This window comes from Brevibacillus sp. SKDU10, assembly GCF_001645205.1.
GTDB classification, from domain to species: domain Bacteria; phylum Bacillota; class Bacilli; order Brevibacillales; family Brevibacillaceae; genus Brevibacillus_B; species Brevibacillus_B halotolerans.
Window position 1 is genome coordinate 1 of record NZ_LSSO01000112.1, and the last position, 20,832, is coordinate 20,832.

Annotated in this window: 32 protein-coding genes, 12 tRNA genes and 1 pseudogene; 39 read left to right on the forward strand and 6 right to left on the reverse strand. The window is 38.6% G+C overall.

Annotated features, from left to right (window positions below; all coding sequences use genetic code 11):
- Positions 1 to 120 precede the first annotated feature (120 nt).
- The 13 genes from AYJ08_RS06145 (at position 121) to AYJ08_RS06205 (ending at position 2,753) form a co-directional block, all read left to right on the forward strand.
- Positions 121 to 195: transfer RNA gene (locus AYJ08_RS06145), tRNA-Asn, on the forward strand.
- 3 nt (positions 196 to 198) lie between these two features.
- Positions 199 to 291: transfer RNA gene (locus AYJ08_RS06150), tRNA-Ser, on the forward strand.
- A 6-nt stretch (positions 292 to 297) separates the two neighbouring features.
- Positions 298 to 374 (forward strand) — tRNA-Glu (locus tag AYJ08_RS06155).
- 7 nt (positions 375 to 381) lie between these two features.
- Positions 382 to 457: transfer RNA gene (locus tag AYJ08_RS06160), tRNA-Val, on the forward strand.
- Between the two features lie 16 nt (positions 458 to 473).
- Positions 474 to 550 (forward strand) — tRNA-Met (locus AYJ08_RS06165).
- A 6-nt stretch (positions 551 to 556) separates the two neighbouring features.
- Positions 557 to 633: transfer RNA gene (locus tag AYJ08_RS06170), tRNA-Asp, on the forward strand.
- 30 nt (positions 634 to 663) lie between these two features.
- Positions 664 to 736: transfer RNA gene (locus AYJ08_RS06175), tRNA-Phe, on the forward strand.
- A gap of 12 nt (positions 737 to 748) precedes the next feature.
- Positions 749 to 822, forward strand: a tRNA-Trp gene (locus tag AYJ08_RS06180).
- A 16-nt stretch (positions 823 to 838) separates the two neighbouring features.
- Positions 839 to 914: transfer RNA gene (locus AYJ08_RS06185), tRNA-His, on the forward strand.
- 8 nt (positions 915 to 922) lie between these two features.
- Positions 923 to 998 (forward strand) — tRNA-Gly (locus AYJ08_RS06190).
- Positions 999 to 1,003: 5 nt separating this feature from the next.
- Positions 1,004 to 1,077 (forward strand) — tRNA-Cys (locus tag AYJ08_RS06195).
- Between the two features lie 114 nt (positions 1,078 to 1,191).
- A tRNA-Leu gene (locus AYJ08_RS06200) sits at positions 1,192 to 1,274 on the forward strand.
- Between the two features lie 141 nt (positions 1,275 to 1,415).
- Positions 1,416 to 2,753, forward strand: a complete 1,338-nt coding sequence (locus AYJ08_RS06205) for a purine/pyrimidine permease (protein WP_064016990.1) — start codon at positions 1,416 to 1,418, stop codon at positions 2,751 to 2,753.
- Between the two features lie 19 nt (positions 2,754 to 2,772).
- Here AYJ08_RS06205 and AYJ08_RS06210 read toward each other — a convergent pair whose 3' ends face one another.
- Positions 2,773 to 3,447, reverse strand: a complete 675-nt coding sequence (locus tag AYJ08_RS06210) for a B3/B4 domain-containing protein (protein ID WP_064016991.1) — start codon at positions 3,445 to 3,447, stop codon at positions 2,773 to 2,775.
- A 289-nt stretch (positions 3,448 to 3,736) separates the two neighbouring features.
- Here AYJ08_RS06210 and rnhA point away from each other — a divergent pair, with 289 nt between their 5' ends.
- From rnhA to AYJ08_RS06240, 6 genes are all read left to right on the forward strand, one after another.
- Entirely contained in the window at positions 3,737 to 4,171 is a 435-nt protein-coding gene (rnhA, locus tag AYJ08_RS06215) for a ribonuclease HI (RefSeq protein WP_003335386.1), read from the forward strand.
- Positions 4,168 to 5,349, forward strand: a complete 1,182-nt coding sequence (gene queG / locus AYJ08_RS06220; RefSeq protein ID WP_064016992.1) for a tRNA epoxyqueuosine(34) reductase QueG — start codon at positions 4,168 to 4,170, stop codon at positions 5,347 to 5,349. The genes rnhA and queG overlap by 4 nt, the downstream gene beginning before the upstream one ends.
- Before the next feature lie 59 nt (positions 5,350 to 5,408).
- Positions 5,409 to 5,930, forward strand: a complete 522-nt coding sequence (locus AYJ08_RS06225) for a methylated-DNA--[protein]-cysteine S-methyltransferase (protein ID WP_064016993.1) — start codon at positions 5,409 to 5,411, stop codon at positions 5,928 to 5,930.
- 173 nt (positions 5,931 to 6,103) lie between these two features.
- Positions 6,104 to 7,135, forward strand: coding sequence for an amidase domain-containing protein (locus tag AYJ08_RS06230; protein WP_064016994.1), 1,032 nt, complete (start codon positions 6,104 to 6,106; stop codon positions 7,133 to 7,135).
- A 252-nt stretch (positions 7,136 to 7,387) separates the two neighbouring features.
- Positions 7,388 to 7,861 carry a tRNA (cytidine(34)-2'-O)-methyltransferase gene (locus tag AYJ08_RS06235; RefSeq protein ID WP_003335381.1) on the forward strand — a complete coding sequence of 158 codons (474 nt, stop codon included), beginning with the start codon at positions 7,388 to 7,390 and terminating at the stop codon, positions 7,859 to 7,861.
- Between the two features lie 59 nt (positions 7,862 to 7,920).
- The gene (locus tag AYJ08_RS06240; protein WP_031411399.1) at positions 7,921 to 8,652 is read left to right on the forward strand and encodes an HAD family hydrolase; all 732 of its coding nucleotides are present in this window, start codon (positions 7,921 to 7,923) and stop codon (positions 8,650 to 8,652) included.
- Positions 8,653 to 8,769: 117 nt separating this feature from the next.
- On the opposite strand, the gene AYJ08_RS23890 is transcribed toward AYJ08_RS06240, so the two are convergent.
- The gene (locus tag AYJ08_RS23890; protein WP_197490604.1) at positions 8,770 to 8,952 is read right to left on the reverse strand and encodes a hypothetical protein; all 183 of its coding nucleotides are present in this window, start codon (positions 8,950 to 8,952) and stop codon (positions 8,770 to 8,772) included.
- A gap of 863 nt (positions 8,953 to 9,815) precedes the next feature.
- Between AYJ08_RS23890 and AYJ08_RS06245 the strand changes: the two are divergent.
- A pseudogene (locus AYJ08_RS06245) lies at positions 9,816 to 10,250 on the forward strand (protein prkA); the annotation flags it as partial.
- Positions 10,251 to 10,276: 26 nt separating this feature from the next.
- On the opposite strand, the gene AYJ08_RS06250 reads toward AYJ08_RS06245, so the two are convergent.
- A complete protein-coding gene (locus AYJ08_RS06250) occupies positions 10,277 to 11,716 on the reverse strand; it encodes a recombinase family protein (RefSeq protein ID WP_064016996.1) in 1,440 nt (479 codons plus the stop codon).
- A 184-nt stretch (positions 11,717 to 11,900) separates the two neighbouring features.
- Here AYJ08_RS06250 and AYJ08_RS23895 point away from each other — a divergent pair, with 184 nt between their 5' ends.
- The 4 genes from AYJ08_RS23895 to AYJ08_RS06270 all read left to right on the forward strand — a co-directional run bounded on the left by AYJ08_RS23895 (position 11,901) and on the right by AYJ08_RS06270 (position 13,974).
- Positions 11,901 to 11,993, forward strand: a complete 93-nt coding sequence (locus tag AYJ08_RS23895) for a putative holin-like toxin (RefSeq protein ID WP_161555160.1) — start codon at positions 11,901 to 11,903, stop codon at positions 11,991 to 11,993.
- A gap of 268 nt (positions 11,994 to 12,261) precedes the next feature.
- The gene (locus AYJ08_RS06255; RefSeq protein WP_064016997.1) at positions 12,262 to 12,657 is read left to right on the forward strand and encodes a hypothetical protein; all 396 of its coding nucleotides are present in this window, start codon (positions 12,262 to 12,264) and stop codon (positions 12,655 to 12,657) included.
- 104 nt (positions 12,658 to 12,761) lie between these two features.
- Entirely contained in the window at positions 12,762 to 12,857 is a 96-nt protein-coding gene (locus AYJ08_RS24890; RefSeq protein ID WP_483295058.1) for a hypothetical protein, read from the forward strand.
- A gap of 523 nt (positions 12,858 to 13,380) precedes the next feature.
- Positions 13,381 to 13,974, forward strand: a complete 594-nt coding sequence (locus tag AYJ08_RS06270; protein WP_157452809.1) for a hypothetical protein — start codon at positions 13,381 to 13,383, stop codon at positions 13,972 to 13,974.
- A 21-nt stretch (positions 13,975 to 13,995) separates the two neighbouring features.
- On the opposite strand, the gene AYJ08_RS06275 is transcribed toward AYJ08_RS06270, so the two are convergent.
- Positions 13,996 to 14,457, reverse strand: a complete 462-nt coding sequence (locus tag AYJ08_RS06275) for a VanZ family protein (RefSeq protein ID WP_064017001.1) — start codon at positions 14,455 to 14,457, stop codon at positions 13,996 to 13,998.
- Between the two features lie 456 nt (positions 14,458 to 14,913).
- On the opposite strand from AYJ08_RS06275, the gene AYJ08_RS23415 reads away from it, so the two are divergent.
- Positions 14,914 to 15,060 (forward strand): hypothetical protein, encoded by a 147-nt coding sequence (locus AYJ08_RS23415; RefSeq protein ID WP_157452810.1) that lies wholly within the window; start codon positions 14,914 to 14,916, stop codon positions 15,058 to 15,060.
- A 22-nt stretch (positions 15,061 to 15,082) separates the two neighbouring features.
- Complete coding sequence (locus tag AYJ08_RS06280; protein ID WP_064017002.1) at positions 15,083 to 15,448, forward strand: helix-turn-helix domain-containing protein; 366 nt, start codon at positions 15,083 to 15,085, stop codon at positions 15,446 to 15,448.
- A gap of 37 nt (positions 15,449 to 15,485) precedes the next feature.
- On the opposite strand, the gene AYJ08_RS06285 is transcribed toward AYJ08_RS06280, so the two are convergent.
- Complete coding sequence (locus tag AYJ08_RS06285; RefSeq protein ID WP_064017003.1) at positions 15,486 to 16,118, reverse strand: helix-turn-helix domain-containing protein; 633 nt, start codon at positions 16,116 to 16,118, stop codon at positions 15,486 to 15,488.
- 154 nt (positions 16,119 to 16,272) lie between these two features.
- On the opposite strand from AYJ08_RS06285, the gene AYJ08_RS06290 reads away from it, so the two are divergent.
- Positions 16,273 to 16,515, forward strand: a complete 243-nt coding sequence (locus AYJ08_RS06290; protein ID WP_064017004.1) for a helix-turn-helix transcriptional regulator — start codon at positions 16,273 to 16,275, stop codon at positions 16,513 to 16,515.
- Between the two features lie 20 nt (positions 16,516 to 16,535).
- On the opposite strand, the gene AYJ08_RS23420 is transcribed toward AYJ08_RS06290, so the two are convergent.
- Complete coding sequence (locus AYJ08_RS23420; protein WP_157452811.1) at positions 16,536 to 16,709, reverse strand: Arc family DNA-binding protein; 174 nt, start codon at positions 16,707 to 16,709, stop codon at positions 16,536 to 16,538.
- A gap of 125 nt (positions 16,710 to 16,834) precedes the next feature.
- On the opposite strand from AYJ08_RS23420, the gene AYJ08_RS22885 reads away from it, so the two are divergent.
- The 12 genes from AYJ08_RS22885 to AYJ08_RS06335 all read left to right on the forward strand — a co-directional run bounded on the left by AYJ08_RS22885 (position 16,835) and on the right by AYJ08_RS06335 (position 20,818).
- A complete protein-coding gene (locus AYJ08_RS22885; RefSeq protein ID WP_231929023.1) occupies positions 16,835 to 16,996 on the forward strand; it encodes a toxin-antitoxin system HicB family antitoxin in 162 nt (53 codons plus the stop codon).
- Positions 16,997 to 17,128: 132 nt separating this feature from the next.
- A complete protein-coding gene (locus AYJ08_RS23425; RefSeq protein WP_157452812.1) occupies positions 17,129 to 17,284 on the forward strand; it encodes a hypothetical protein in 156 nt (51 codons plus the stop codon).
- A gap of 187 nt (positions 17,285 to 17,471) precedes the next feature.
- Complete coding sequence (locus AYJ08_RS06295) at positions 17,472 to 17,720, forward strand: helix-turn-helix domain-containing protein (protein WP_018673273.1); 249 nt, start codon at positions 17,472 to 17,474, stop codon at positions 17,718 to 17,720.
- Positions 17,721 to 17,733: 13 nt separating this feature from the next.
- On the forward strand, positions 17,734 to 17,946 hold the full coding sequence (locus tag AYJ08_RS06300) for a hypothetical protein (RefSeq protein WP_369799667.1): 213 nt from the start codon (positions 17,734 to 17,736) through the stop codon (positions 17,944 to 17,946).
- Positions 17,936 to 18,109, forward strand: coding sequence for a hypothetical protein (locus AYJ08_RS23430; RefSeq protein ID WP_157452813.1), 174 nt, complete (start codon positions 17,936 to 17,938; stop codon positions 18,107 to 18,109). Before AYJ08_RS06300 ends, AYJ08_RS23430 begins: the two co-directional genes overlap by 11 nt.
- A gap of 47 nt (positions 18,110 to 18,156) precedes the next feature.
- A complete protein-coding gene (locus AYJ08_RS06305) occupies positions 18,157 to 18,438 on the forward strand; it encodes a hypothetical protein (protein WP_064017005.1) in 282 nt (93 codons plus the stop codon).
- A gap of 19 nt (positions 18,439 to 18,457) precedes the next feature.
- Positions 18,458 to 18,706, forward strand: coding sequence for a hypothetical protein (locus AYJ08_RS06310; protein WP_064017006.1), 249 nt, complete (start codon positions 18,458 to 18,460; stop codon positions 18,704 to 18,706).
- Positions 18,690 to 18,947 carry a hypothetical protein gene (locus AYJ08_RS06315; RefSeq protein WP_064017007.1) on the forward strand — a complete coding sequence of 86 codons (258 nt, stop codon included), beginning with the start codon at positions 18,690 to 18,692 and terminating at the stop codon, positions 18,945 to 18,947. The genes AYJ08_RS06310 and AYJ08_RS06315 overlap by 17 nt, the downstream gene beginning before the upstream one ends.
- The gene (locus AYJ08_RS06320) at positions 18,944 to 19,429 is read left to right on the forward strand and encodes a siphovirus Gp157 family protein (RefSeq protein WP_064017008.1); all 486 of its coding nucleotides are present in this window, start codon (positions 18,944 to 18,946) and stop codon (positions 19,427 to 19,429) included. The genes AYJ08_RS06315 and AYJ08_RS06320 overlap by 4 nt, the downstream gene beginning before the upstream one ends.
- Before the next feature lie 10 nt (positions 19,430 to 19,439).
- Positions 19,440 to 20,051: an ERF family protein gene (locus AYJ08_RS06325; protein WP_064017009.1), complete on the forward strand. Its 612-nt coding sequence runs from the start codon at positions 19,440 to 19,442 to the stop codon at positions 20,049 to 20,051.
- Complete coding sequence (locus AYJ08_RS06330; protein WP_064017010.1) at positions 20,044 to 20,457, forward strand: single-stranded DNA-binding protein; 414 nt, start codon at positions 20,044 to 20,046, stop codon at positions 20,455 to 20,457. The genes AYJ08_RS06325 and AYJ08_RS06330 overlap by 8 nt, the downstream gene beginning before the upstream one ends.
- A 13-nt stretch (positions 20,458 to 20,470) precedes the next feature.
- Positions 20,471 to 20,818, forward strand: a complete 348-nt coding sequence (locus AYJ08_RS06335; protein ID WP_064017011.1) for an HNH endonuclease — start codon at positions 20,471 to 20,473, stop codon at positions 20,816 to 20,818.
- Positions 20,819 to 20,832: the final 14 nt, after the last annotated feature.

A 20,832-nucleotide genomic window follows, 5' to 3' on the forward strand; every position in this document is an offset into this window, starting at 1 on the left:
TGGTGTGGAAGTGCAGTAATGCATGGAGCTGACGAATACTAATCGGTCGAGGACTTATCCACATTGCCTTTATGCTGACTTTCATTATCCAGTTTTGAAAGAACAATTCTTTTACATTGTTCCTCAGTAGCTCAATGGTGGAGCAACCGGCTGTTAACCGGTAGGCTGGCGGTTCGAGTCCGTCCTGAGGAGCCATATGGATGGATGTCCGAGAGGCCGAAGGAGCACGATTGGAAATCGTGTAGGCGGGGACAACTCGTCTCGTGGGTTCAAATCCCACTCCATCCGCCATAATTTGGCCCGTTGGTGAAGCGGTTTAACACAGCAGCCTTTCACGCTGTCATACAGGGGTTCGAATCCCCTACGGGTCACCATTTATCTGGAGGATTAGCTCAGCTGGGAGAGCATCTGCCTTACAAGCAGAGGGTCGGCGGTTCGATCCCGTCATCCTCCACCATTTTAATTTTTATTGTCGCGGGGTGGAGCAGCTCGGTAGCTCGTCGGGCTCATAACCCGAAGGTCGCAGGTTCAAATCCTGTCCCCGCAACCAAAATATGGAGCTGTGGTGAAGTTGGAGTTCACGCCGGTCTGTCACACCGGAGGTCGCGGGTTCGAGTCCCGTCAGCTCCGCCATTTCTGATTAAAAGTATGGCAAGTATGTTTGGCTCGGTAGCTCAGTCGGTAGAGCAGAGGACTGAAAATCCTCGTGTCGGCGGTTCGATTCCGTCCCGAGCCACCTTTATTATGTAGGGGCATAGTTTAATGGTAGAACAAAAGTCTCCAAAACTTTTGGCGTGGGTTCGATTCCTACTGCCCCTGCCACTATAATGTTAATATGGCGGTCGTGGCGAAGTGGTTAACGCATCGGATTGTGGCTCCGACACTCGTGGGTTCGATTCCCATCGATCGCCCCATTTTTTATGCGGACGTAGCTCAATTGGTAGAGCGTCGCCTTGCCAAGGCGAAGGTCGCGGGTTCGAGACCCGTCGTCCGCTCCATATATGGAGGTATAGCCAAGTGGTAAGGCACGGGTCTGCAAAACCCTCATCCCCGGTTCAAATCCGGGTACCTCCTCCATTTCAAACGATTTGGTATTTTTCTACAAGCATTGATAATATATGTTGATTTTTATAGGAAAATATGATAGATTTATAGAATAATGGATTGAAATGGTTATTTGAAATTGAACATGCCGGTATGGCGGAATTGGCAGACGCGCGCGACTCAAAATCGTGAGGGAAACCGTGGGGGTTCAAGTCCCTCTACCGGCACCATACGTAAAGGAAATGCTTTCTTCAATAGAGAAGAAAGCATTTTTGCTTTTATTGCTATATTAATGCTTACAACACAGGTTATTTTGATTCGAATATAAATTCAGAGTCATTTGATAGGAAGATGGTAAGGGGGAAGACGGTGTGAAGTACGGCTTAAATAGTACACCACCTTGGAAGGTAACAATACCGGCAGCTGTGCAGTGGTTTATTGTAACTCTTTCGTGTAGCATTGCAGTACCTATTGTCATTGGCGAAGCTTATGGTTTAAGCGAAGCCCAAACAGCTTTATTTATTCAACAGACTTTGTTTTATATTGGATTAGCCTCCCTTATCCAGGCTTGGATTGGTCATAGATATCCTATGATGGAGGCACCTGCAGGGTTATGGTGGAGTATTTTTCTTATGTTAGGTCAAATAGGTGTTACAATGGGATTAGCTCCAATGGAAATAGGACAATCCTTCCAGGTAGGGATGGTCATCTCGGGTTTGATCTTTTTAATTTTAGGCTTCACCAAGTCTATAAGTAAATTGCAGAAGCTTTTTACCCCTGCTGTAACCGGGACCTATATGATTTTACTAGCAATATCACTAGCTAGTAATTTTATTAAAGGGATGCTAGGAGTAGGGTATCATGGTTCAACTACTGTACTTCCCAGTATTGCCTTAGCCTCTATTGCTATTATTATGATTGTGTTACTATGTCAAAAAATAAAAGCTGTTGCTAGCTTTGCAGTATTAATCGGAATGTTGGCAGGTTGGGGAACATATGCTTTAATGGGCTGGACAGATCCTATTAGAGAATCATCGACTTTGATAACTTTACCTCGGTTGTTTTTCTGGGGACCGTTTCATTGGGATCTAGGGATTGTAATAACATGTGTACTTACAACTCTAATTCTTTTAACTAATTTAATAACTAGCATTGCAGTAATTGGTGAAACAACGGAAGAAAAGGCGGAAAAGAGACACTTTGATAAAGGTGGAGTATTTACAGGTGTGTCCCATCTAATATCTGGATTGGCAGGGGTTGTGGGAATGATACCACTCACACTTGCTGCGGCGTTTATACAAACGACAAGGATTGCATCTAGATTACCCTTTATTTTAGCTATGTCTTTGATGATGATAATTGGACTTCTTCCTTCTATTTCTAATATACTAGCAACCTTGCCAACACCAGTTGCCTATGCAGCTATGTTTGTTGCGTATGCCCAAATCCTAGGATTTGGTTTACGAGATTTTAAAAGAATTCCTTTTAATGAACGAACTATTATTGTGGTAGGATGTTCTTTATTATTGGGATTAGGTATCATGTTTGTTGCCCCTGATGCGTGGCGAACTCTGCATCCTATGCTGAGTTTCTTATGTAGTAATGGACTCCTAGTGGGTGTGCTATTAGTTTTGTTATTAGAACATGTTATTTATCCTAATCGTGCGGTACAAACTGTAGAGACAAAAAAAGACGAATCTGCTTCCTAGGCAATTCGTCTTTTTTGATTTACATTGTTGAAATAATTGCGGATTCAACAATGTCACCGCCATTGATCTCGATCATCATTCTAGCTGAGGAACCAATTATTTTTTCCTGTTCGTTTGGTGAAACATTTGGTGGAATAAAGATGATCTGTATGAGCTCTGTACTGTCAGTTGTTACACTGGTTCGGAGAGAATCAACAATAGGGCTACCAAATGCTCCATTCTCATCAGCTAAAATTATTTTTCCGTTCATAGTAACGTCACGTCCATTTAGAGCTGAATAAACATCGTTTTCTGTACCTAATTGACAACGTATTGGAAGTTGTAGCTTGTGAACATCATATAGACCAAAAGGAAGAAAATGCGTAATTGATAAAAAGTTATTTACATCTACTGCGGAATTTACCCAATGAAAGGGATTTCCTTGCAGAATTCGGCGCAGTAACGCCTCAGAAGAAGGGCGGTATCGACTAGGATCAATACCTAGTGTTTTAAACCCTGCACGCCAGTAGCTTAAATTAGGGATATTCTTCATGCTTTCAAGAGAATGCTCTATACGCAGAGATTCAATAAAATAATTCATGCGACCCATTAGCATTTTGGGAGAGCTAGAGAGGGACATTCCCGAATAATGAATCATTCCCAAAGAAAAACCAGGAAGCTTCTCTAACAGATTAGAATCAATGGTTATGTACATGAAAAATGCTCCTTTCAAATACAAAATTATAAAATAGTATATCACTCTTTAGAAACATATAAAATTCCGTCAGCACTATAAGCTTTTTAGTACATGTTCAAACGACATACAGCATGTTTAATCAGATCATGGAAAAGCCAATAACAAACATGGGAATAAAGGGGAAATCATTTGTTTTTACGTAGTAGATCACGTAACATGAGGTAAGAGATTTCAGTGAAATATTTTTGTAGAGGGCTCTGTCCTTTTATACAATAGAAATAGAAACCAAGGAGGGAACGGAACGACGATGAAGGAAGTAACAATTTATACAGACGGAGCATGCTCGGGTAATCCTGGTCCAGGTGGCTGGGGAGCGGTTCTGTTTTATGGTGAACATAAAAAAGAGATGTCAGGATCAGCTGAGCAAACGACAAATAATCGAATGGAATTGCAGGCTGTTATCGAAGCTTTAAAGGTTCTTAAGGAGCCCTGCAAGGTTACGATATATAGCGATAGTGCCTATGTTGTAAATTGTTTTCAACAGCGTTGGCATGTGGGCTGGGTGCAGCGAGGATGGAAAAATAGCAAAAACCAACCTGTGGAGAATCAGGAGCTATGGAAAGAGCTTCTGTCACTCATGGAAATTCATCAGGTTAGCTATGTAAAAGTAAAGGGCCATGCTGACAATGAATGGAATAATCGTTGCGACGAATTGGCCACAGGAGCGATTAAACACCGGTGAATCCATCATTAGACACAGCATATTGGCAACAAATAAAAGAAACCATTCAACGCTATGCAGCAGAAATAGGCATTGATAAAATAGGATTTACCTCAGCAGATCCCTTTTTAGAATTAAAAGACAGACTGATCGTTCATCGTGAAAAAGGATATGAGTCAGGTTTTGAAGAGAAGGACATTGATAAGCGTGTGTATCCTGAGCTTACTCTTGAGGGAGCACGTTCTATCATCGCTATTGCTATTGCCTATCCCTCCAAGATGACCAATTTTCCAAAATCAGAGCCTGAGGCGTATAGAGGGATTTTAGCCCGCTCTGCATGGGGGTTAGATTATCATCACATTCTGCGTGATAAATTGAACCAACTTGCCGATTTTATTCAAACACTGGAACCAGAAGCACGTTTAGATTCTATGGTAGATACAGGTGTCCTGTCTGATCGAGCTGTAGCTGAAAGAGCGGGAATAGGATGGGTAGGGAAAAATTGCTCCATTATTACCCCAGAATTCGGTTCTTATGTCTATCTAGGCGAGATGATCACGAACCTACCGTTACCATCCGATCAGCCAATAGAGGATCAGTGTGGAGACTGTACACTTTGTTTGGATACTTGCCCAACGCAGGCCTTAGTTCAAGGTGGGCAACTAAATTCACAGAGATGTGTAGCGTTTCTTACTCAAGTGAAGGACGAAATACCAGAGGAATTCCGTGAAAAAATAGGCAATAGATTATATGGTTGTGATACCTGTCAGACGGTATGCCCTAAAAATAAAGGGATGAACTTTACACATCACCCGGAAACTTTACCAGACCCAGAGCTAGTTAAACCTTTGCTAAAGCCCCTACTTACAATTGGAAATAAAGAATTTAAAGCAAGGTTTGGAAAATCGGCAGCAGCTTGGCGCGGTAAAAAGCCTATACAAAGAAATGCCATTTTGGGTTTAGCACATTTTAGAGATAAGTCAGCAGTTCCAGATCTAATCGAGCTTTTGAATAAAGATTTACGCCCCGTTATCCGAGGAACCTCTGCGTGGGCATTAGGACGAATTGGTGGAGAGTTAGCAATGGAAGCATTGGAACTAGCCAATCTCAAGGAACAAGATGAGTCTGTTTTGCAAGAGATACAAAAAGCATTAAAAAAGCTAGAAGGAAAAAACGTGACAGCGAACAATAATACCTAGAGGGTTGCTTCCGTAATATCTAGCACATAACAATGCTAAATATAAAGGAGAGAGTAAGGATGAATGTATTGTATTACTCTTATATGGATGCACCTATTGGGGGATTGATTTTAGTTACGAATCAAATTGGTGTTTGTTATATCCAATTTGGACAAGATAAGGAAAGCATGCTTGCCGTCCAAAGCTGGGCAAAAAAACGGCAATTTACCTTAGCAGATCGTCCTACACCAGAAAAACACCATAAGCTCCACCAACAATTGCAGGAGTATTTCCAAGGAAAACGTAAAACATTTACTTTTCCTATAGACTTGCATGGAACAGTGTTTCAGAAAAAGGTTTGGAATGCATTACTTACTATTCCTTACGGTGAGACACGCTCTTATAAAGAAATTGCTTGTTTTATTGGTTCAGATAAGGCAGTAAGAGCAGTAGGAGGGGCTAACAACAAAAATCCAGTATCGGTACTTGTTCCATGCCATCGAGTAATTGGAGCGGATGGATCCTTGGTCGGCTATGGTGGAGGGCTATCCATTAAGGAACAATTACTTTCTTTAGAAGGGGTATTACCGATTGATAAATAACAGAAACAATGAAATAGGTTTACTAGCTGAATGCTGTGTGGATTGCATGCTCATGGGTCAAGGCTCTTAACCATATAATTAGCAATAGATGCTAGTTGCCCGATTAAGAATGCTCTACGTTGAAATGCTTGATCGGAAGCGTACATCCCGAAATGGAAGGGAGCATACGTAATATGGTGGGAGAAGCTTGGAGAACTGAGGTAAACCAATATCTCGAAGAAATAGACAAGGCACTTCTAAGCCTGAATTTTTCTATTTCGCCCCAACAAATGAAACTTACGGAAGAAACAAAGAAAGCGTTTAGGTATTGGCAGGAAGCTTGGCTTCAATGGAGGAATGTACAATACGATCCCGAAAGCTGGTCATTGCATGCGGTTCATACAAAGCTAACACCTATTTATGAGGCTGTGTGCTCTTCAAATGTTATAGTATCAGGACTTCTTCATAGGAGGATTTATTACAGACCGACTCCATCTGCCCCTCTTGAGTTTTATGAAGTACAGACCAACGAACAGATAAAATTAATCTCTGATGACGGAAGCCTGTGGAAATTCGAACAGGTGTGGGGGATGCCAATGCCGTTATTTCATGGCAATGATTCTGATTTGGCAAATTCCATGAACAATAACCAAGAGAAGGGTAGTTCCTCACATAATAATTTGCCTAATGATGTAGTGAATTCAAAAATCCATCCTGTTGTTCTATCCTATCGTTATAACCGGGAAGCCGCTGTTGCTTATGCAAATACGTATTGGGAAACTCCTAACCCGGCATATCCTTATTTTCAGGATGATTGTACCAACTTTATTTCTCAATGCTTGCATGCAGGTGGAATTCCTATGATATTTACTAATAGTAGGGCCAAAGGATGGTGGTATCGTCATCGGAAAGAGGGATGGAGTTTTAGTTGGGCCATTGCAAATGGTCTAGAATCATTATTGGCAAAAGGAGGGGCTCCTTTTTATGCTCAACAAAGAGAAACTCCGCAGGAATTGGAACTCGGTGATATCATTTGTTATGATTTTACTGGGGATGGGAGATGGGATCATAATACAATTGTTGTAGCAAAGGATGAGCAGGGATTTCCGTTAGTGAATGCGCACACGTTTAATGCGCAGTATCGCTATTGGGAGTACTTAGATTCTACAGCTTATACACCTGCTATTAAGTATCGCTTCTTTCATGTAATGGCCATCGATAATTAAAACATTACTTTGTATGTTGCTACAGAAAAGGTTCAAATAAGAAAAACCTAAAAAAGTGCTTTTTTTATCAAATGATTTGATACTTACAAAATTACTAAGAATGGTCAAGAACCCTAAAGAGTAGTTTGCTTCTTTTGAATTGGGGGGAAGCTGTTCTTTAGGGTTTTCTTTCTAAAGCTTTTTTCAAGCATATCGGAATTATCTTTTTTACGATAAGATGATAATGAGTTTGTTAGAGGAGAGATAGCGTCTATGTCTTTACACATCGTACTACATGAACCATTAATTCCAGCCAATACAGGGAATATTGCTAGAACTTGCGCAGCTACTGGTGTTCATTTGCATCTTATACGTCCGCTTGGCTTTTCAACTGACGACAAAGCTCTTAAACGAGCGGGATTGGATTATTGGCATGCAGTAAATATCAGCTACTACGATAATTTTGATCATTTCGCCCAAGTTCATGAGCATAAAACAGATCGTTTTTTCTTTGTAGAGACAAATGGGACAAGGTCTTATAGCGATATCGCTTTTCAACCTGGCGATTTTATTATCTTGGGTAAAGAAACTAGTGGCATCCCACAAGAAATTATGGACAGATACGATCCTAGTCAAATTGTTCGTATTCCTATGGGAGGCGCAACCAGATCTATGAATTTATCAAATTGTGCAGCCATTGTTACTTTTGAAGGGCTACGGCAGATTGGCTTTCCAGGATTGGATTAAACTAGCTTGTTGTTTTTCTGTAGATAAATATAAGGTAGGGTATTCAAAGGGAGGAACTTATGTCACAGGCAACCACAGTTTTTTTTGACCTAGATGGAACATTATTAGAAATGCATACTGATCAATTCGTGGAGAACTATCTAAAAGAGTTAGCTAAGTTTGTAGGAGATGCCTTTGAATCAAAGCAATTGATTAGTTGGCTATGGGATTCAACAAAAGCAATGATTATTAATAAGGAAGCAGATAAAACCAACGAACAGATATTCATTGAGAATTTCGTTAAAAAGAGTGGCACGAAGAAAGAAGATGTATGGCCGATCTTTGAAAAATTTTATGTGGAGCTATTTCCAAATTTATCACACTACACCAATCCATCACCATGGGGGAAAAAATTAGTGGAAGCAGCGAAAGAGGCAGGTTATCGTGTTGCTGTTACTACAAACCCTGTTTTTCCAAAAGAAGCTATATACGGGAGATTGGCGTGGCTTGAATTAACACCTGAAGATTTTGAATGGGTAACGGTATATGAGACATCTCATTTCACAAAACCCAATCTGGAGTATTATCGTGAAGTATGTGAGCGTCTACAAGTAGCACCAGAAGAGTGCATCATGGTAGGAAATCATATGCAGGAAGACATGGTAGCAAGTCAATTGGGTGTAAAAACATTTTTGGTGACCAATTATATGGAGGATCGTGGGGAGCCTACCTATCAGGTAGATCAACGAGGGACGATTGAGGAATTATATCAAGCAATTATAAATCGTCAAGGTGTTTTTGCTAAAGCTTAGCAATTATTAATAGAAGTACGAATAAGACTGGGAATGAATAAGACAAAGAACAAAAAAGGCAAAGAACAAAAAAGGCAAAGAACAAAAAAGATAAAGAACAGAGAATTAACCAAAAAATTAAGCTGCCCAGAAAAAGGCAGCCTTTTTTATGAAAAATTCTTTTAAAGCGGTAGAACCTCGTTGTAACTCGATTTCTGAAATAATGATAAATCTTTCTTGGCGTAATAGGGCTGATGTTACTTCTTGACCAGCAATACGCTGACTATAAATTTGACCGTTATAAATTTTTATGGCTTTCACAGGAAGGGCTGTTTTCTTTAGAATGACATGAGTTGCCTAATATTGTTAAGCAAGCTAGAGAGTCATTAAGTTCCTTCTATATGGTTACTTACATCGCGTCCAGATTTTTACCGACTTTTACTATGCCACGTCCGAAATCATCCTCATTACCCCCGATAATTTTAGATGGCTATCGTAGTGTAACAAAACCCCCGAGTAAATTGGGGTAAGCCATTATTGCCTTGTTTTGATCAAATAATTCCTTTATTTGTTCATTTGGCTGTGGCTACCGTTATAACAGCGATAAATCCAACTACAAAGGAACTGGCGAGGAGCATGTCGATTCAGCTTTCCTTTGCTTACCTATTAAAAATAACCAGCCCAAGCTCACAGAATATGTGCCTCGTCTGGTTATCAAAGCGTTAAAATATCTTGAAAAGTATAAGTATTTAGAAGCGTATTAATGCCTAAAAACGAATACAGCCACAGAATCGTACGAACTTCTACTTTACATATTCCAGGTCTTATCTTCGTTATATCCAGCCGTCAAGATGAAGAATAGAAAGACGACGAATACTCCACCAACAATAAACGTACCCATAGAGTAGAGCTCCTTTCTTTACTGTAGTACATCCATTATAACGTAGACTGACTTTTTTGCCTATTGTATGACTTGACAGAATTGTTTCATCTTTTATGAAAACTTCTAACTACTTTGAGTGAAACATGATGGGCACATCTGCATACTCATAGGAGAGAACCTAATTTTCGCCTGATATTTGGAGGTTTCTCAAGAATGCTAAAAAATATCGGGACATATATTTGTAAAATTTAATCTACAGTTTTGAGTTGAGAATTGGCTGGTTTAGGGAGGAGTGACTTGCATGGATATTTTACAAAGAATTGCAGAGCACCGGGCCCGTGAAGAAAAGTTAACGTGGAAAGGCACGTTTGCTGAATATCTTGAGCTTGTCCGCAAACATCCACAGATTGCTCAGACGGCTCATTCACGTGTCTACAACATGATTAAAAGCCATGGGATTGAAGAAAATGAAGATGGTAGCAGGAGTTACAAATTTTTCGGACGTGAAATCTATGGTTTAGATCGTAGTGTTGAGCGACTGGTGGAGGAATACTTCCATTCTGCAGCAAGAAGATTGGACGTAAGAAAAAGAATCCTGTTGCTAATGGGCCCGGTCAGCGGGGGGAAATCAACAATCGTAACGATGCTGAAGCGTGGTTTGGAGGAGTATTCCCGTACAGATGAAGGTGCAATTTATGCGCTAGAAGGATGCCCTATGCAAGAAGAACCGAACCACCGACAAGTAACCCATTAAACAACAAATTATCTTAATTCAAAATTCACTATCTCCACAATAGGAGGTTTTGCACCTTTTCCTGGCTTTGGAGGTTTAACCATTCTTATCGTGATGCTACGGAAAATAGCATGCACGGCTGCCTTTTTAGATTCGTCTGAAAGAGTATTCCAATTGTCTTTAACACTACTAATCCACATTCGTATTTCTTCCTCATCAGCTCTAACATCCTCAGTTTCTAGCTGTAACAAAAGATCATTTTCTCTTTCCTGTAACTCTGCAATCTTTTTCCTATAATCCCCTTTTGCAATGTCTCCATCCACGTATAATTCTTTTATACGTTCCTTTTTCCCTTCGATATGGATAAGTTCATTTTTTATTTGTTCCTTGTCTATTTCCGGTTCCTTTGCAAGGTACTCTTTTTCGTTGTATGCAGAAAAATACATTGTTTCTAAGAAAGCTTTTTCAATTGATTCTTCCGCGATAGCAGGTATGTTGCATATGCCTGTGCGAAATCGACCAGAACATTTGTAGAAACGATGTATTCCACCATTTCTCTTTTTCTTAAATCCTCCAGTAAAAGCTTGTCCGCATTTTTCGCACTTAGCCACACTTGAAAAAGGGTAGTGATTATCGGACCTAAAAGCCATAAAACTACGTTCCTTCATCAACTCTTGTATCTCATCCCAATCATCTTTCGATATCAAAGGTTCAAAGTTTTCTTGTTCGTACTTTGAAATTACTGTTTCAGCATTTTTACCTTTTGCTGCGCTCCTGTTATTCCAGCGTACATAACCCGCATATATTGGATTCCTCAGAATATAGCGCACTGTATGATCGCTCCAAACCTCACCTTTTCCCGTGCGAATTCCTCGACAATTGAGGTCCTTTGCAATATTTTGTGATCCGTTAGTTCTGTATTTTAGAAAAATATAACGTACCCATACTGCTTCGCTTTCATCAATTGTTAAAATGCCATCTTCAAGTTTATATCCATAGGGGGCAGGGCCACCATTTCGTTTTCCTTGTTCGCTTCGATGTAACATGTTATCGAACACGCGCTCTGCAATAGTTTCCCTTTCCCACTGGGCTAAAGTAGCGATTATAGTGATAAACATTCTTCCGGTAGCACTTGTAGTATCAAATACTTCTGTGCAGCTTTTAAACTTGACGTCATACTTATCCATGACCTGTAGGAGGTAATGTAAGTCAGAAACTGAACGAACAAAACGATCCAATTTATAGACCAAGACAACATCTATTTTTTGGTTCTTAATATCTTCTATAAGACGTTTTAGAGCTGGTCTATCCATGTTTTTAGCAGAATAACCTTCGTCCGCATAATTTGCCACTAGTGTCCAGCCTTGGCTCTGTATGAACGCTTTAAGTCGTTCATCTTGTGTCTGGAGTGATACTCCGTCATCGCGTTGCATTTCTGTAGAAACTCGACGATATGCGCCAACCCTCAAATGACTATCTCCTTTCGATTTGCTATTCAAATTATATTATTAGTTTATGACTAATAGTAAAAAATGCAAATTTATCAGTGAAAGGAAAAATTTTCATGCTATAATGGCTAGGTACAATAGAATAGGCTCTCTCAATGGCGATCTTGGCTCATCCCCATGTCACAGTAGCAAGGGGGTGATGCTCATGTCCGTATACGAAGCGCTTATGGTAATGTTTGCATTTGGAACATTTATCATTGCTTTAATTGGGCTATTTGTCAAAATGACAAAAAAGTAAGATCGCCATTGAGCCCTGGAAAGCTTGACGATCTTACTTCGTGACTTGAGCCAATCCCATTGAGGGATTACTATTGTACAAACCGTAGGTGTTACAGCACCTGCGGTTTTTTTATTATATGTTGCTGTATTCTTATAATACCATATTATAGGTGATTATAAACAGTGGAATTCGTAGGAGTTATAATTATTTAAAATGGATTTTTATGTAAATTCATGTTATTATTAAAATGCAACGGAAATATTTTGAAAATGAAGGAGGAAATTTGATGTTCAAAAAGCTTGTAATCGGAGCAATGTCTGTAGGATTATTTGCTAGTATAACACCAGGTTTTGCCTCTGCAGAAGCATTAAACACATCTCCTCAACTGGTACAAACCAAGGCAGTCAAAGAAACTTATATTGTAAATCAAACAGTATCAGTTAGCAAAAAACGTGCAAAAGTAGCGAGTATACCTGGAACAAATGGAACAATCACGTTTAGCGGAAGGGCAACTGGAAAAGGTTATATTGAAATTGGAGGCTCTAAAATCGTTCCGTATTCGGATGGTACTCATACCGTTAAAACTTTGCACCTTAACCCGGGTAAATACGATGTATATATCGTGAATGAGGACAGTAAGGATGTTACCTTTGACGGAACTATTTATTATAATATTAACTAAACCGTTTACTGCATGCTTGTAAAATGATAAGCAAAAAAGCACCTGATTCGGTGCTTTTTTTATTAGTGTGATAAATTATTTTATTATAAAATAAGCTCACTCCTATTTTCAAAAGAAGGGGGGCATATAAAGCAATATCTTTAATGCTCACATTTGGGTTATTAATTGCTGCTGTACTGTCCTTCAACAAAAAGAAGTAGGTCACCCTTGAGTTTCCCAGCTCAATGACCTACTTCCCTGTTAAAACGAGTCGACCCATTGAGGGATAACTATTGTACAAACCGTAGGTGTTCCCGCACCTGCGGTTTTTTTATTATATGTTGCTTGTATTCTTATAATACCACATTAAGGGAATGAGTAAACAGTATCATTCTATGAACAAGCTAATTAAAGTAGAACATACTAGAACCGCAAGAAATGGAGACAATAAGCTGCTTTTTTCACTTGGCACAATAATATATACCCAATTGAAAAAATATGAGAAAAACGATAATGCTTGGTCTGAAAAAACTATTCATGTTTTGATCCCCCATATAAAGGCATTTGTAGTAATTGTAATATATTGTAGTTGCTTAAAAGGTACATTTCTTTTGTTTTGTATTAAGAAGTAATGAATGTCAAATCATTAAAAAATTGCTGTATATTGTCAAAATGTTTACAAATATTGTATTGATTGAATATAATTCATTTGAAAAAATATTCTATTTCAAGGGGTTGCTTATTTTGAAAAAGGTCTTTAAAAGTATCGTTGCTTTTTCTTGCTTAGCATCACTTTTAACTATCCCGACAGTCAGCTTTGCATCTGAAGAGAAAACAAGAAGCGAGCTAGAAATAAGCGAAAATAGTATTCGTTTGTCAACTCATATTGCTACAGAAGAAGAATTAGAAAAAGCTAGAGAGGCAAAGGAAAGAGCAGGTGAAGTAGTAGAAGATAAAATTGCTGAATTTGCTAGTTCAGGCAAAGCACTTTTAGAGGAAGTTGCTACAGCATTCTGGCAAATGGACTATAATTTTGATTTTAAATTAAAAAAAGGAGATGTTGCTACAGATAAGTTTGTTTTAGAATCTGATTATAACAGTATATATATTTATACTGATGTAGAAACACCAGATACCGATTTACCTTACTTTACTATGGAGCTTTATCGGGTGAATGGAATTTTCGAGAGTTATATTGGGAAAGTAAAAATGAAATTAAATGGATCTGATTCCGATAAATTTGTAAATATAGGACCAGGTAAATACTATTTCTTATTAAGTAAAGGTAACGATGGTACTAGAGCAGAAGGCCAGATTGTAATCGTTGCTCGAAAATAAATTAAGGAAAAAGCCGGCTGCTTAAAGTTGCAGTCGGCTTTCTTTTTGAGGTTCTTTAGGTTTAAACAAAATTGCAATAAATGAAAACCAGCCCTTAACAAGTACGAATCCAATCATACCACCTATTACATTCAGGATGATATCGTCGATTTCAAAGAAGCCAGCTTGAGTTATTATTTTAACTGAATTTATTAAAAAGCTAAGGATTAGGGTAAACAAAAAGGTTCTTAGCATATTGTTTATAGAACTGAATAACAGAGGTATAAGAATCCCAATAGGAATGTAAAGCAAAATCTTCCCTAGTAATTCATAGCGATTAAAATATTCAAAGTGTGTAAAGAAATCTATGATTTTTTCAAACGGAATCAATCTTATTCCAAAGTAATCGCTATGCAAACGCTCAGTGTTTAGATAAATATACAGTAGATAAAGGGGCAGGAAAAAGAAAAACGAGTTATACAAGATTGTATTCTTTTTAATCATCGTAATAGAATGCCTCCTTAACGTAATTAATTAAAAAACAAATCTTACATATCAGGGAAAGTATACCAAAAAACAAGTGCAATTCCAATTAGAGGGAATAATTTTATTATAACGTATCATATTTAGATAAATCTATGATACAGAGGGTAAACCTCCTACAAATAAAAAAAGCGCATCCAAAAAGGTGCGTTTTTTATGTTGCAATCGACTCTAATTATCTTACTCACCTGCGGTCTTTTTTAGTCTATTCGTTCATGTACATATAATACCACATTATAACCTTAGTTTTACGAAATAATACGAAATGACGGAATCTAGGTTACATCCAGACTTAGGGAAAGTAGGAAACGAATTCTCATCTATCAATAAAGTTGAGCATTCCTCAAATAAATGTTTTTAACAGACCGAAAGTGCTGTATAATGGGAACTAAAGTTCGCATCAGAGGGGGAGTAAAAATGAGAGAGCTTAAAATAGTTGAAATAGATGAACAGCAATCTGAGGAACTTACTGATAAAATTATAGCTATACTTTGCTGTAATTATTACATAAACCCTGATGCAAAACGAGTGATTGATGAGATAAAGGAATGCCGTTCGGGATGAATGGCACAACGAGGTGGAAGATATGTCTAGTTTAGGGAAGAGATTAAAGCAAGCGAGAGAAAATAAAAATATCACTCAAATGTACATAGCCAAAACACTAGGAATTTCAAATGGTACCTTATCAGGCTATGAGCGAAATTATCGTGACCCTGATACTGAAGTACTTTCTAAACTTGCTAGTATTTATGAAGTATCAGTAGATTGGCTAACTGGAATGACTAATGATCCTTCACCAAAAGACTTTAATCCATATGCCGAAGAAATTGAAAGATTCAAAGTGATATTAGATTCTCTCCCTAGAGATAAACACGAATATCTTTTGGAACAAATTTCAATTTTTGCTGCTGGGATTAGAGCTATGGAGAAAGAACGTAAAGATGAAAAATAAAAAACCGTTCCTAATGAACGGTTACGACTATATAAATTTATTTTTTATTTTTGTTCTCTAAGGCAACAATGCCGGCAGCTACTATATACATTTGGTCAAGAAGCTCTCTTCGTTTATTATCAGGTAGAGAATTTAAGATTTCTTTTATTTCTTCTGCATCTGGATTTTGAATCTCGTTTAATTGATTAGGCACAGAAACAGCATCCAACCCTACCAACCAATCAATAGAAACTTCATATAAATTAGCTAGTTGCTTCAAGGTGCTAAGATCAAGTTCGCGTTGTCCAGATTCATATTTAGCTAATGTGCTATTGTGTATACCCAATCGTTCTGCGACTTTATTTTGTTGCAGGCCTTTTTTAGTTCTTGCTTCACGTAATCTTTGAGCAACTAATTTATAAGAACTATCCAACGGCTTTTCGTAGTTGTTATACTCGTTCTCATTTATTGAAGGCGATGGTTCATCAGAACGACCTAGTAAGTAATCAACAGTTACACCAAAAAAGTCTACAATGCTTTCTAAACGTTTCCCTCTCGGCAAACGCACTTCACCTTTAGGATTTTCATAATGCGTAATAGAAGTGCGAGGGATATCTAACTTTAAAGCTAATTCTTCTTGAGATAAGCCTCTTTCTTCTCTTAATTTCTTGAGTCTTTCAGGAAATCCCACGAGATTCACCCCTTTGTATAGATGTAATTTTACCATCTGATGTTCGTAAAAAAAACAGTGCGTTATAAGAACAAAAAACTATTGACATGTGCGTTTAACGCAAGTATTATATAAAGTGTAAGGTGCTTAAAACGCACGATAAGGAGGTGCTTAAATGACAAAAACAAAGCCTCGTACTTCCTTAATTGCTTTGAGAAAAAGCAAAGGATTTACACAGCAAGCTCTTGCTGATTTAGTTGGGATCAATAGATGCTTTCTATCTAACATAGAAAGGGGGAAGTATTCTCCATCATTAGAAGTCGCTTATAAGATTGCTAATGCTCTTGATACACATATTGAAGAAATTTTTTTTGGGAACAAAGTGCGAAAAACGAACAAACGAAAACAATCTGCATAAGAGTGATTACATAACCGCAATCACTCATCAATCTTGATTTTTCCGTTTTTCTTTTCGAACTCATCAATATGATGTTCGATAAGATGCTCAATTTGCATAGCGATTGATCGTTTGTTTTTATCAGCAATATATTTAATCTTTTCGAAGTTAGTTTCTTGTAAACGCAATGTAAAAGGACGTTTATCAGTAGCCATTGACGTCACCTCATATTCATTTTGATGTCACTAAGATAGCAAATCAAAAAATAAATGTATGCAACCATATTGACATCAAAGTGATATCACTCTACAATAAAATCCAAGGAGGTGATTTCAAAGTGATGTCACCTAAGAAAAAAACTTTGTCACTTAGGATCACGTTCGATCTTGATAAGCAATTAGAAATAGCAGCTTCAGAAATGGGAGTTTCTAAGAACGCATTAATTGCAACTGTCCTTAATGATGCTGTTAAGAAGAAATTTAAATCTAAACAATCAGCATAGGAGTGATTAATACCCCAGAGAAAAAAGAGATCCGTCCTACCTTAATCATATCCATTAAGAGGCTACGAATAACAACGGATAGGACAAACTCTCCAACTCATATACATCTAAAAAACGAGAGAGGTGTTGTATATGAAGATCATGTTAAATCATGAACAAACGAAACGTTTTTTTGATGCAATCATGCCGGAAGTAATTGAACTGATTAAAAAAGAAAAGCTGATGAACTTGAAACAGAAAGAACAGCAGCAGAATATTGACGATCAGTTGATTATTACCGCGCAGTAGCGCGGTCTCTATGTCGGACAAGCTAGGTGATTGTGTGATTACATTCTACATAATCAAAATTCCCCCAGGTGAGCAGCCCGAGGGAAAGCATGAAAGATGAACACAACTTAATTGTAAAACTATTTATCAAATATAGCTGTTCTTATTTGGAACAAATTGGAACAAGTTTGAAGAAGGAGAGAGAAAAGTGAAGAAGTTCGGAGCGATACTGCACGCTTGCAGAGAAAGAGCAGGGTTAAGCCAAGAACAATTAGCCGAAAAGCTCAATCGTTCAAGAAGTTGCATAAGCAAGCTGGAGACAGATAAGAAAACGTTGGATTTCCAAACGGGACTAGCGTGGATAGAAGCCACAGGAGCGAAGGAGGTGGCTGTAGCGTTCTTCTGTGGAATGGATGGAATGTCCATCATGCAAAACGTTCTATCAGTAATGGTGTAAAGGAGGTGAGAAGGTGAAAGAAATGCTGGATGGTTTGGACGAAGAGGAGCTATATCACATTGTAAATGGGATGCTCGATCAATCTGAGATAAGCCTCCAGAACGGTAATCCTATTGATGCTAAAAAGAAGCAAATCATAGCAAAAAAGGTTTTAGACATTAAGTTAGCAAGACAAGCTGAACAAATTCAAAGAATCCTAAAAGGGAGGGAACAGCGTGAACTATGAGGACTTAATTGCTGATCTAAAAAGATACCAGCGATTGATGATGATTACTAAAACAGCAGGAGATCATCAGGCTCATGAAAACTATCGCCAAATTACCCGTTGGATTACAGAACAAATAAGAGAGCATGAAAAAACCGCCTGCTCGCAACAGACGGCATCGTAACAAAAATTTGTACCTCTACAATATCAAATAATTGGAGGTTGGACAAGTTGTTTGAACCTAAAGTAATAAAAATTAAACGAATAGCTATTGGATGCATTGTGAACTATTGCGGTTTTAAATATTACGAAATCAATCATTATTACGATACTGAGGATGGACAAGAACGCAGAGGTATATCAAAATTCTCGTTTTCTTTTTTCAAGAATAAAGGGATTACTCAACGTTTTAACGGAACAAAGAAAATTGATAATTGGCTTGCCACGGAAGAAGGCCGAAGGGAATACATTTCTTTACTCAACAAAGAAAACAAGTATTTTAAATACATTTAGATGCGGAGGTTGGACAAGCATGGAACGAAAAATCGGAACCGTTCAAATGGAACTAAACGAACAAAATCGTGCTATCGAGTGCTTAAATGCAGAAATTATATCAATGGATGAAGACATGCGAGCTTTAGAAGAAAAGTTAAACAAGATCGGCAGAGAGCTTGCTGAAATGGAATCAACAAGAAGTGATTTATGGGAAGAGTTACGGCGCCGCGAAGATTATGTAGCAGCCTTAGTACGGGAGGGAAAACAATATGCCAGCATTGCATGATTTTCCACAACATGTAGAGCGTGTTGAACCTGATCAGCAAGGGTATCTCCTTCATGGTATTAAAGCCTTTAATGAACCAGGGGATGAGTTACGGGAGAAGGTAGAAAGCATTAACGAGGATTTGAAATACCTACTTTTGTTCTGGGAAGAGTTTTCATCAGAACAAAATTTTGAATATCTAATGGACGTGAAAAAACACTTTGACCAAGTGATGAAGCTCTACGGAGGTGTTGGACTATGAGGCTGTATGAACTAGCTGACGCTTACGCCGAGGTTGCACAAATCATATTGGATGATGAGACGCCAACAGAGGCTCTAGTCAACACTCTACAATCCATAAAAGATGCTATCGGAAATAAGGCTGATAATATCGCCAAAATGGTGCGTAATATCTCGGCTGAGGTAGAGGCGATTAAACAGGAAGAGGCTCGTCTAGCTGAACGCAGGAGACGACTAGAAAAGAAACAGGAAGGCTTAAAACTCTATCTGAAGGAGCAACTAGAGGTTGCTGGATTACAAAAAGTCAAAACACCGATTTTCACTATTTCAGTTAGAAAAAGTCCTGGTTCAGTACAGGTGGTAAACGAAATTGAAATTCCTCAAATGTTTTGGGTAACACCACCGCCAATTCTGGATAAAAAGTCGATGTCAGAACGTTTGAAATCAGGTGAGGAAATACCAGGGGTAACGCTAGTAAAAGGTACTTCCTTACAGATCAAATAGGAGTGAGAACATGAGTGTATACAAGAAGATTCTCGCTGTTATGAATGATGTGTCCTATCTCCAGAAAGATGACCAAGTGGAGTTTAAAACCACTAAATATAAGGCTATTTCAGAAGAGAAAGTAACGTCTGCTGTAGGAAAAGCAATGCGGGAACATGGGCTTGTGATAATCCCTATCCATCAAGAGCATTCCAAAGTGGATCAGCTTACCACAGTGAATGTTCGGTACCGGATTGTTGATGTAGATACAGGAGACAGCATAGAAGCTGTTTCAAGTGGAACAGGGGCAGATACACAAGATAAAGGTGTAGGTAAGGCTATGACATATGCCTATAAATATTTACTTCTAAGAACCTTTGCAATCCCTACAGGAGAAGACCCAGACAAAGTAAGTTCTGCTGAATTAGATGAAAATAAGCCAAAAGCTCAATCAAAGGCTCAACCGAACGTTAACGACAGTAAAGAAGCTGTATTAAAAGCTAAGTGGCAACTGGTGGGGTACTCGTTAGATGACTTTGATGAATGGCACCAGAATCAGATAGAAAGAGGATATAACGAAAATCAAATGGAGGCTTACCTTACAAGAAAAATAAAAGAAAGGGAGGCAGCTAAGAGTGCTTAACCGAGTAATCCTGATTGGTCGCCTTACTAAAGATCCTGACATGAAATACACACCTAACGGCGTAGCAGTTACAACTTTCACTATTGCAGTTGATCGTAGATTCTCTGGTCAAAGTGGAGAGAAAGAAACTGACTTTATTGGAATAGTTGCATGGAGGCAATTGGCTGATCTTTGTACTAACTACCTTAGGAAAGGTAAGCAATGTGCTGTAGAAGGACGCTTACAAACGAGAAGCTATGACAACAAAGAAGGAAAGAAAATATTTGTTACTGAGGTTGTGGCTGATAACGTGCAGTTCCTAGGTAGTAGAGATGGACAAGCTCAACAGAACAATAAGAGTTCATTCGATGATCCTTTCGCTAGTGATAAACCAATCAATATTTCAGATGATGACTTACCTTTCTAGGATGGTGATAAGCATGGGATTGTTTGATGAAGTAAGAGCCGTACCAAAGCCTGATTTCAAGCGTAGAACGAAAAAACGTGTAGCCCGGGGAAGAATTTCCCCGGCTATCTACAAAGAAGTAATGGAGCGAGATCAGGGGCGTTGTGTGCTGTGTGGCAAGACTACATGGTTAGAAGCACACCACATCATTTTTAGAAGCGAGGGAGGCACTGGAGAGGCTCATAACCTTGCCTTAGCTTGCGGACCATCTACTCAAACAGGTACGTGTCATTGGAAGGCTCACCACACGAAAGAAGGGCGTCAAGCGTTTCGGGATTATCGTGAGAATGTATTGCTTCCATTGTATCGAGGAGCATCGTAACAAGAGGGGAGCGC

Excerpts from the sequence above, each read along its gene's own strand:
- AYJ08_RS06210 (WP_064016991.1), bottom strand. The coding sequence starts at position 3,447 with ATGTACATAACCATTGATTCTAATCTGTTAGAGAAGCTTCCTGGTTTT.
- rnhA (WP_003335386.1), top strand. The coding sequence starts at position 3,737 with ATGAAGGAAGTAACAATTTATACAGACGGAGCATGCTCGGGTAATCCT.
- AYJ08_RS06225 (WP_064016993.1), top strand. The coding sequence starts at position 5,409 with ATGAATGTATTGTATTACTCTTATATGGATGCACCTATTGGGGGATTG.
- AYJ08_RS06230 (WP_064016994.1), top strand. The coding sequence starts at position 6,104 with ATGGTGGGAGAAGCTTGGAGAACTGAGGTAAACCAATATCTCGAAGAA.
- AYJ08_RS06235 (WP_003335381.1), top strand. The coding sequence starts at position 7,388 with ATGTCTTTACACATCGTACTACATGAACCATTAATTCCAGCCAATACA.
- AYJ08_RS06240 (WP_031411399.1), top strand. The coding sequence starts at position 7,921 with ATGTCACAGGCAACCACAGTTTTTTTTGACCTAGATGGAACATTATTA.
- AYJ08_RS23895 (WP_161555160.1), top strand. The coding sequence starts at position 11,901 with ATGTCCGTATACGAAGCGCTTATGGTAATGTTTGCATTTGGAACATTT.
- AYJ08_RS06255 (WP_064016997.1), top strand. The coding sequence starts at position 12,262 with ATGTTCAAAAAGCTTGTAATCGGAGCAATGTCTGTAGGATTATTTGCT.
- AYJ08_RS06275 (WP_064017001.1), bottom strand. The coding sequence starts at position 14,457 with ATGATTAAAAAGAATACAATCTTGTATAACTCGTTTTTCTTTTTCCTG.
- AYJ08_RS23415 (WP_157452810.1), top strand. The coding sequence starts at position 14,914 with ATGAGAGAGCTTAAAATAGTTGAAATAGATGAACAGCAATCTGAGGAA.
- AYJ08_RS06280 (WP_064017002.1), top strand. The coding sequence starts at position 15,083 with ATGTCTAGTTTAGGGAAGAGATTAAAGCAAGCGAGAGAAAATAAAAAT.
- AYJ08_RS06290 (WP_064017004.1), top strand. The coding sequence starts at position 16,273 with ATGACAAAAACAAAGCCTCGTACTTCCTTAATTGCTTTGAGAAAAAGC.
- AYJ08_RS23420 (WP_157452811.1), bottom strand. The coding sequence starts at position 16,709 with ATGGCTACTGATAAACGTCCTTTTACATTGCGTTTACAAGAAACTAAC.
- AYJ08_RS22885 (WP_231929023.1), top strand. The coding sequence starts at position 16,835 with ATGTCACCTAAGAAAAAAACTTTGTCACTTAGGATCACGTTCGATCTT.
- AYJ08_RS23425 (WP_157452812.1), top strand. The coding sequence starts at position 17,129 with ATGAAGATCATGTTAAATCATGAACAAACGAAACGTTTTTTTGATGCA.
- AYJ08_RS06310 (WP_064017006.1), top strand. The coding sequence starts at position 18,458 with ATGGAACGAAAAATCGGAACCGTTCAAATGGAACTAAACGAACAAAAT.
- AYJ08_RS06315 (WP_064017007.1), top strand. The coding sequence starts at position 18,690 with ATGCCAGCATTGCATGATTTTCCACAACATGTAGAGCGTGTTGAACCT.
- AYJ08_RS06320 (WP_064017008.1), top strand. The coding sequence starts at position 18,944 with ATGAGGCTGTATGAACTAGCTGACGCTTACGCCGAGGTTGCACAAATC.
- AYJ08_RS06325 (WP_064017009.1), top strand. The coding sequence starts at position 19,440 with ATGAGTGTATACAAGAAGATTCTCGCTGTTATGAATGATGTGTCCTAT.
- AYJ08_RS06335 (WP_064017011.1), top strand. The coding sequence starts at position 20,471 with ATGGGATTGTTTGATGAAGTAAGAGCCGTACCAAAGCCTGATTTCAAG.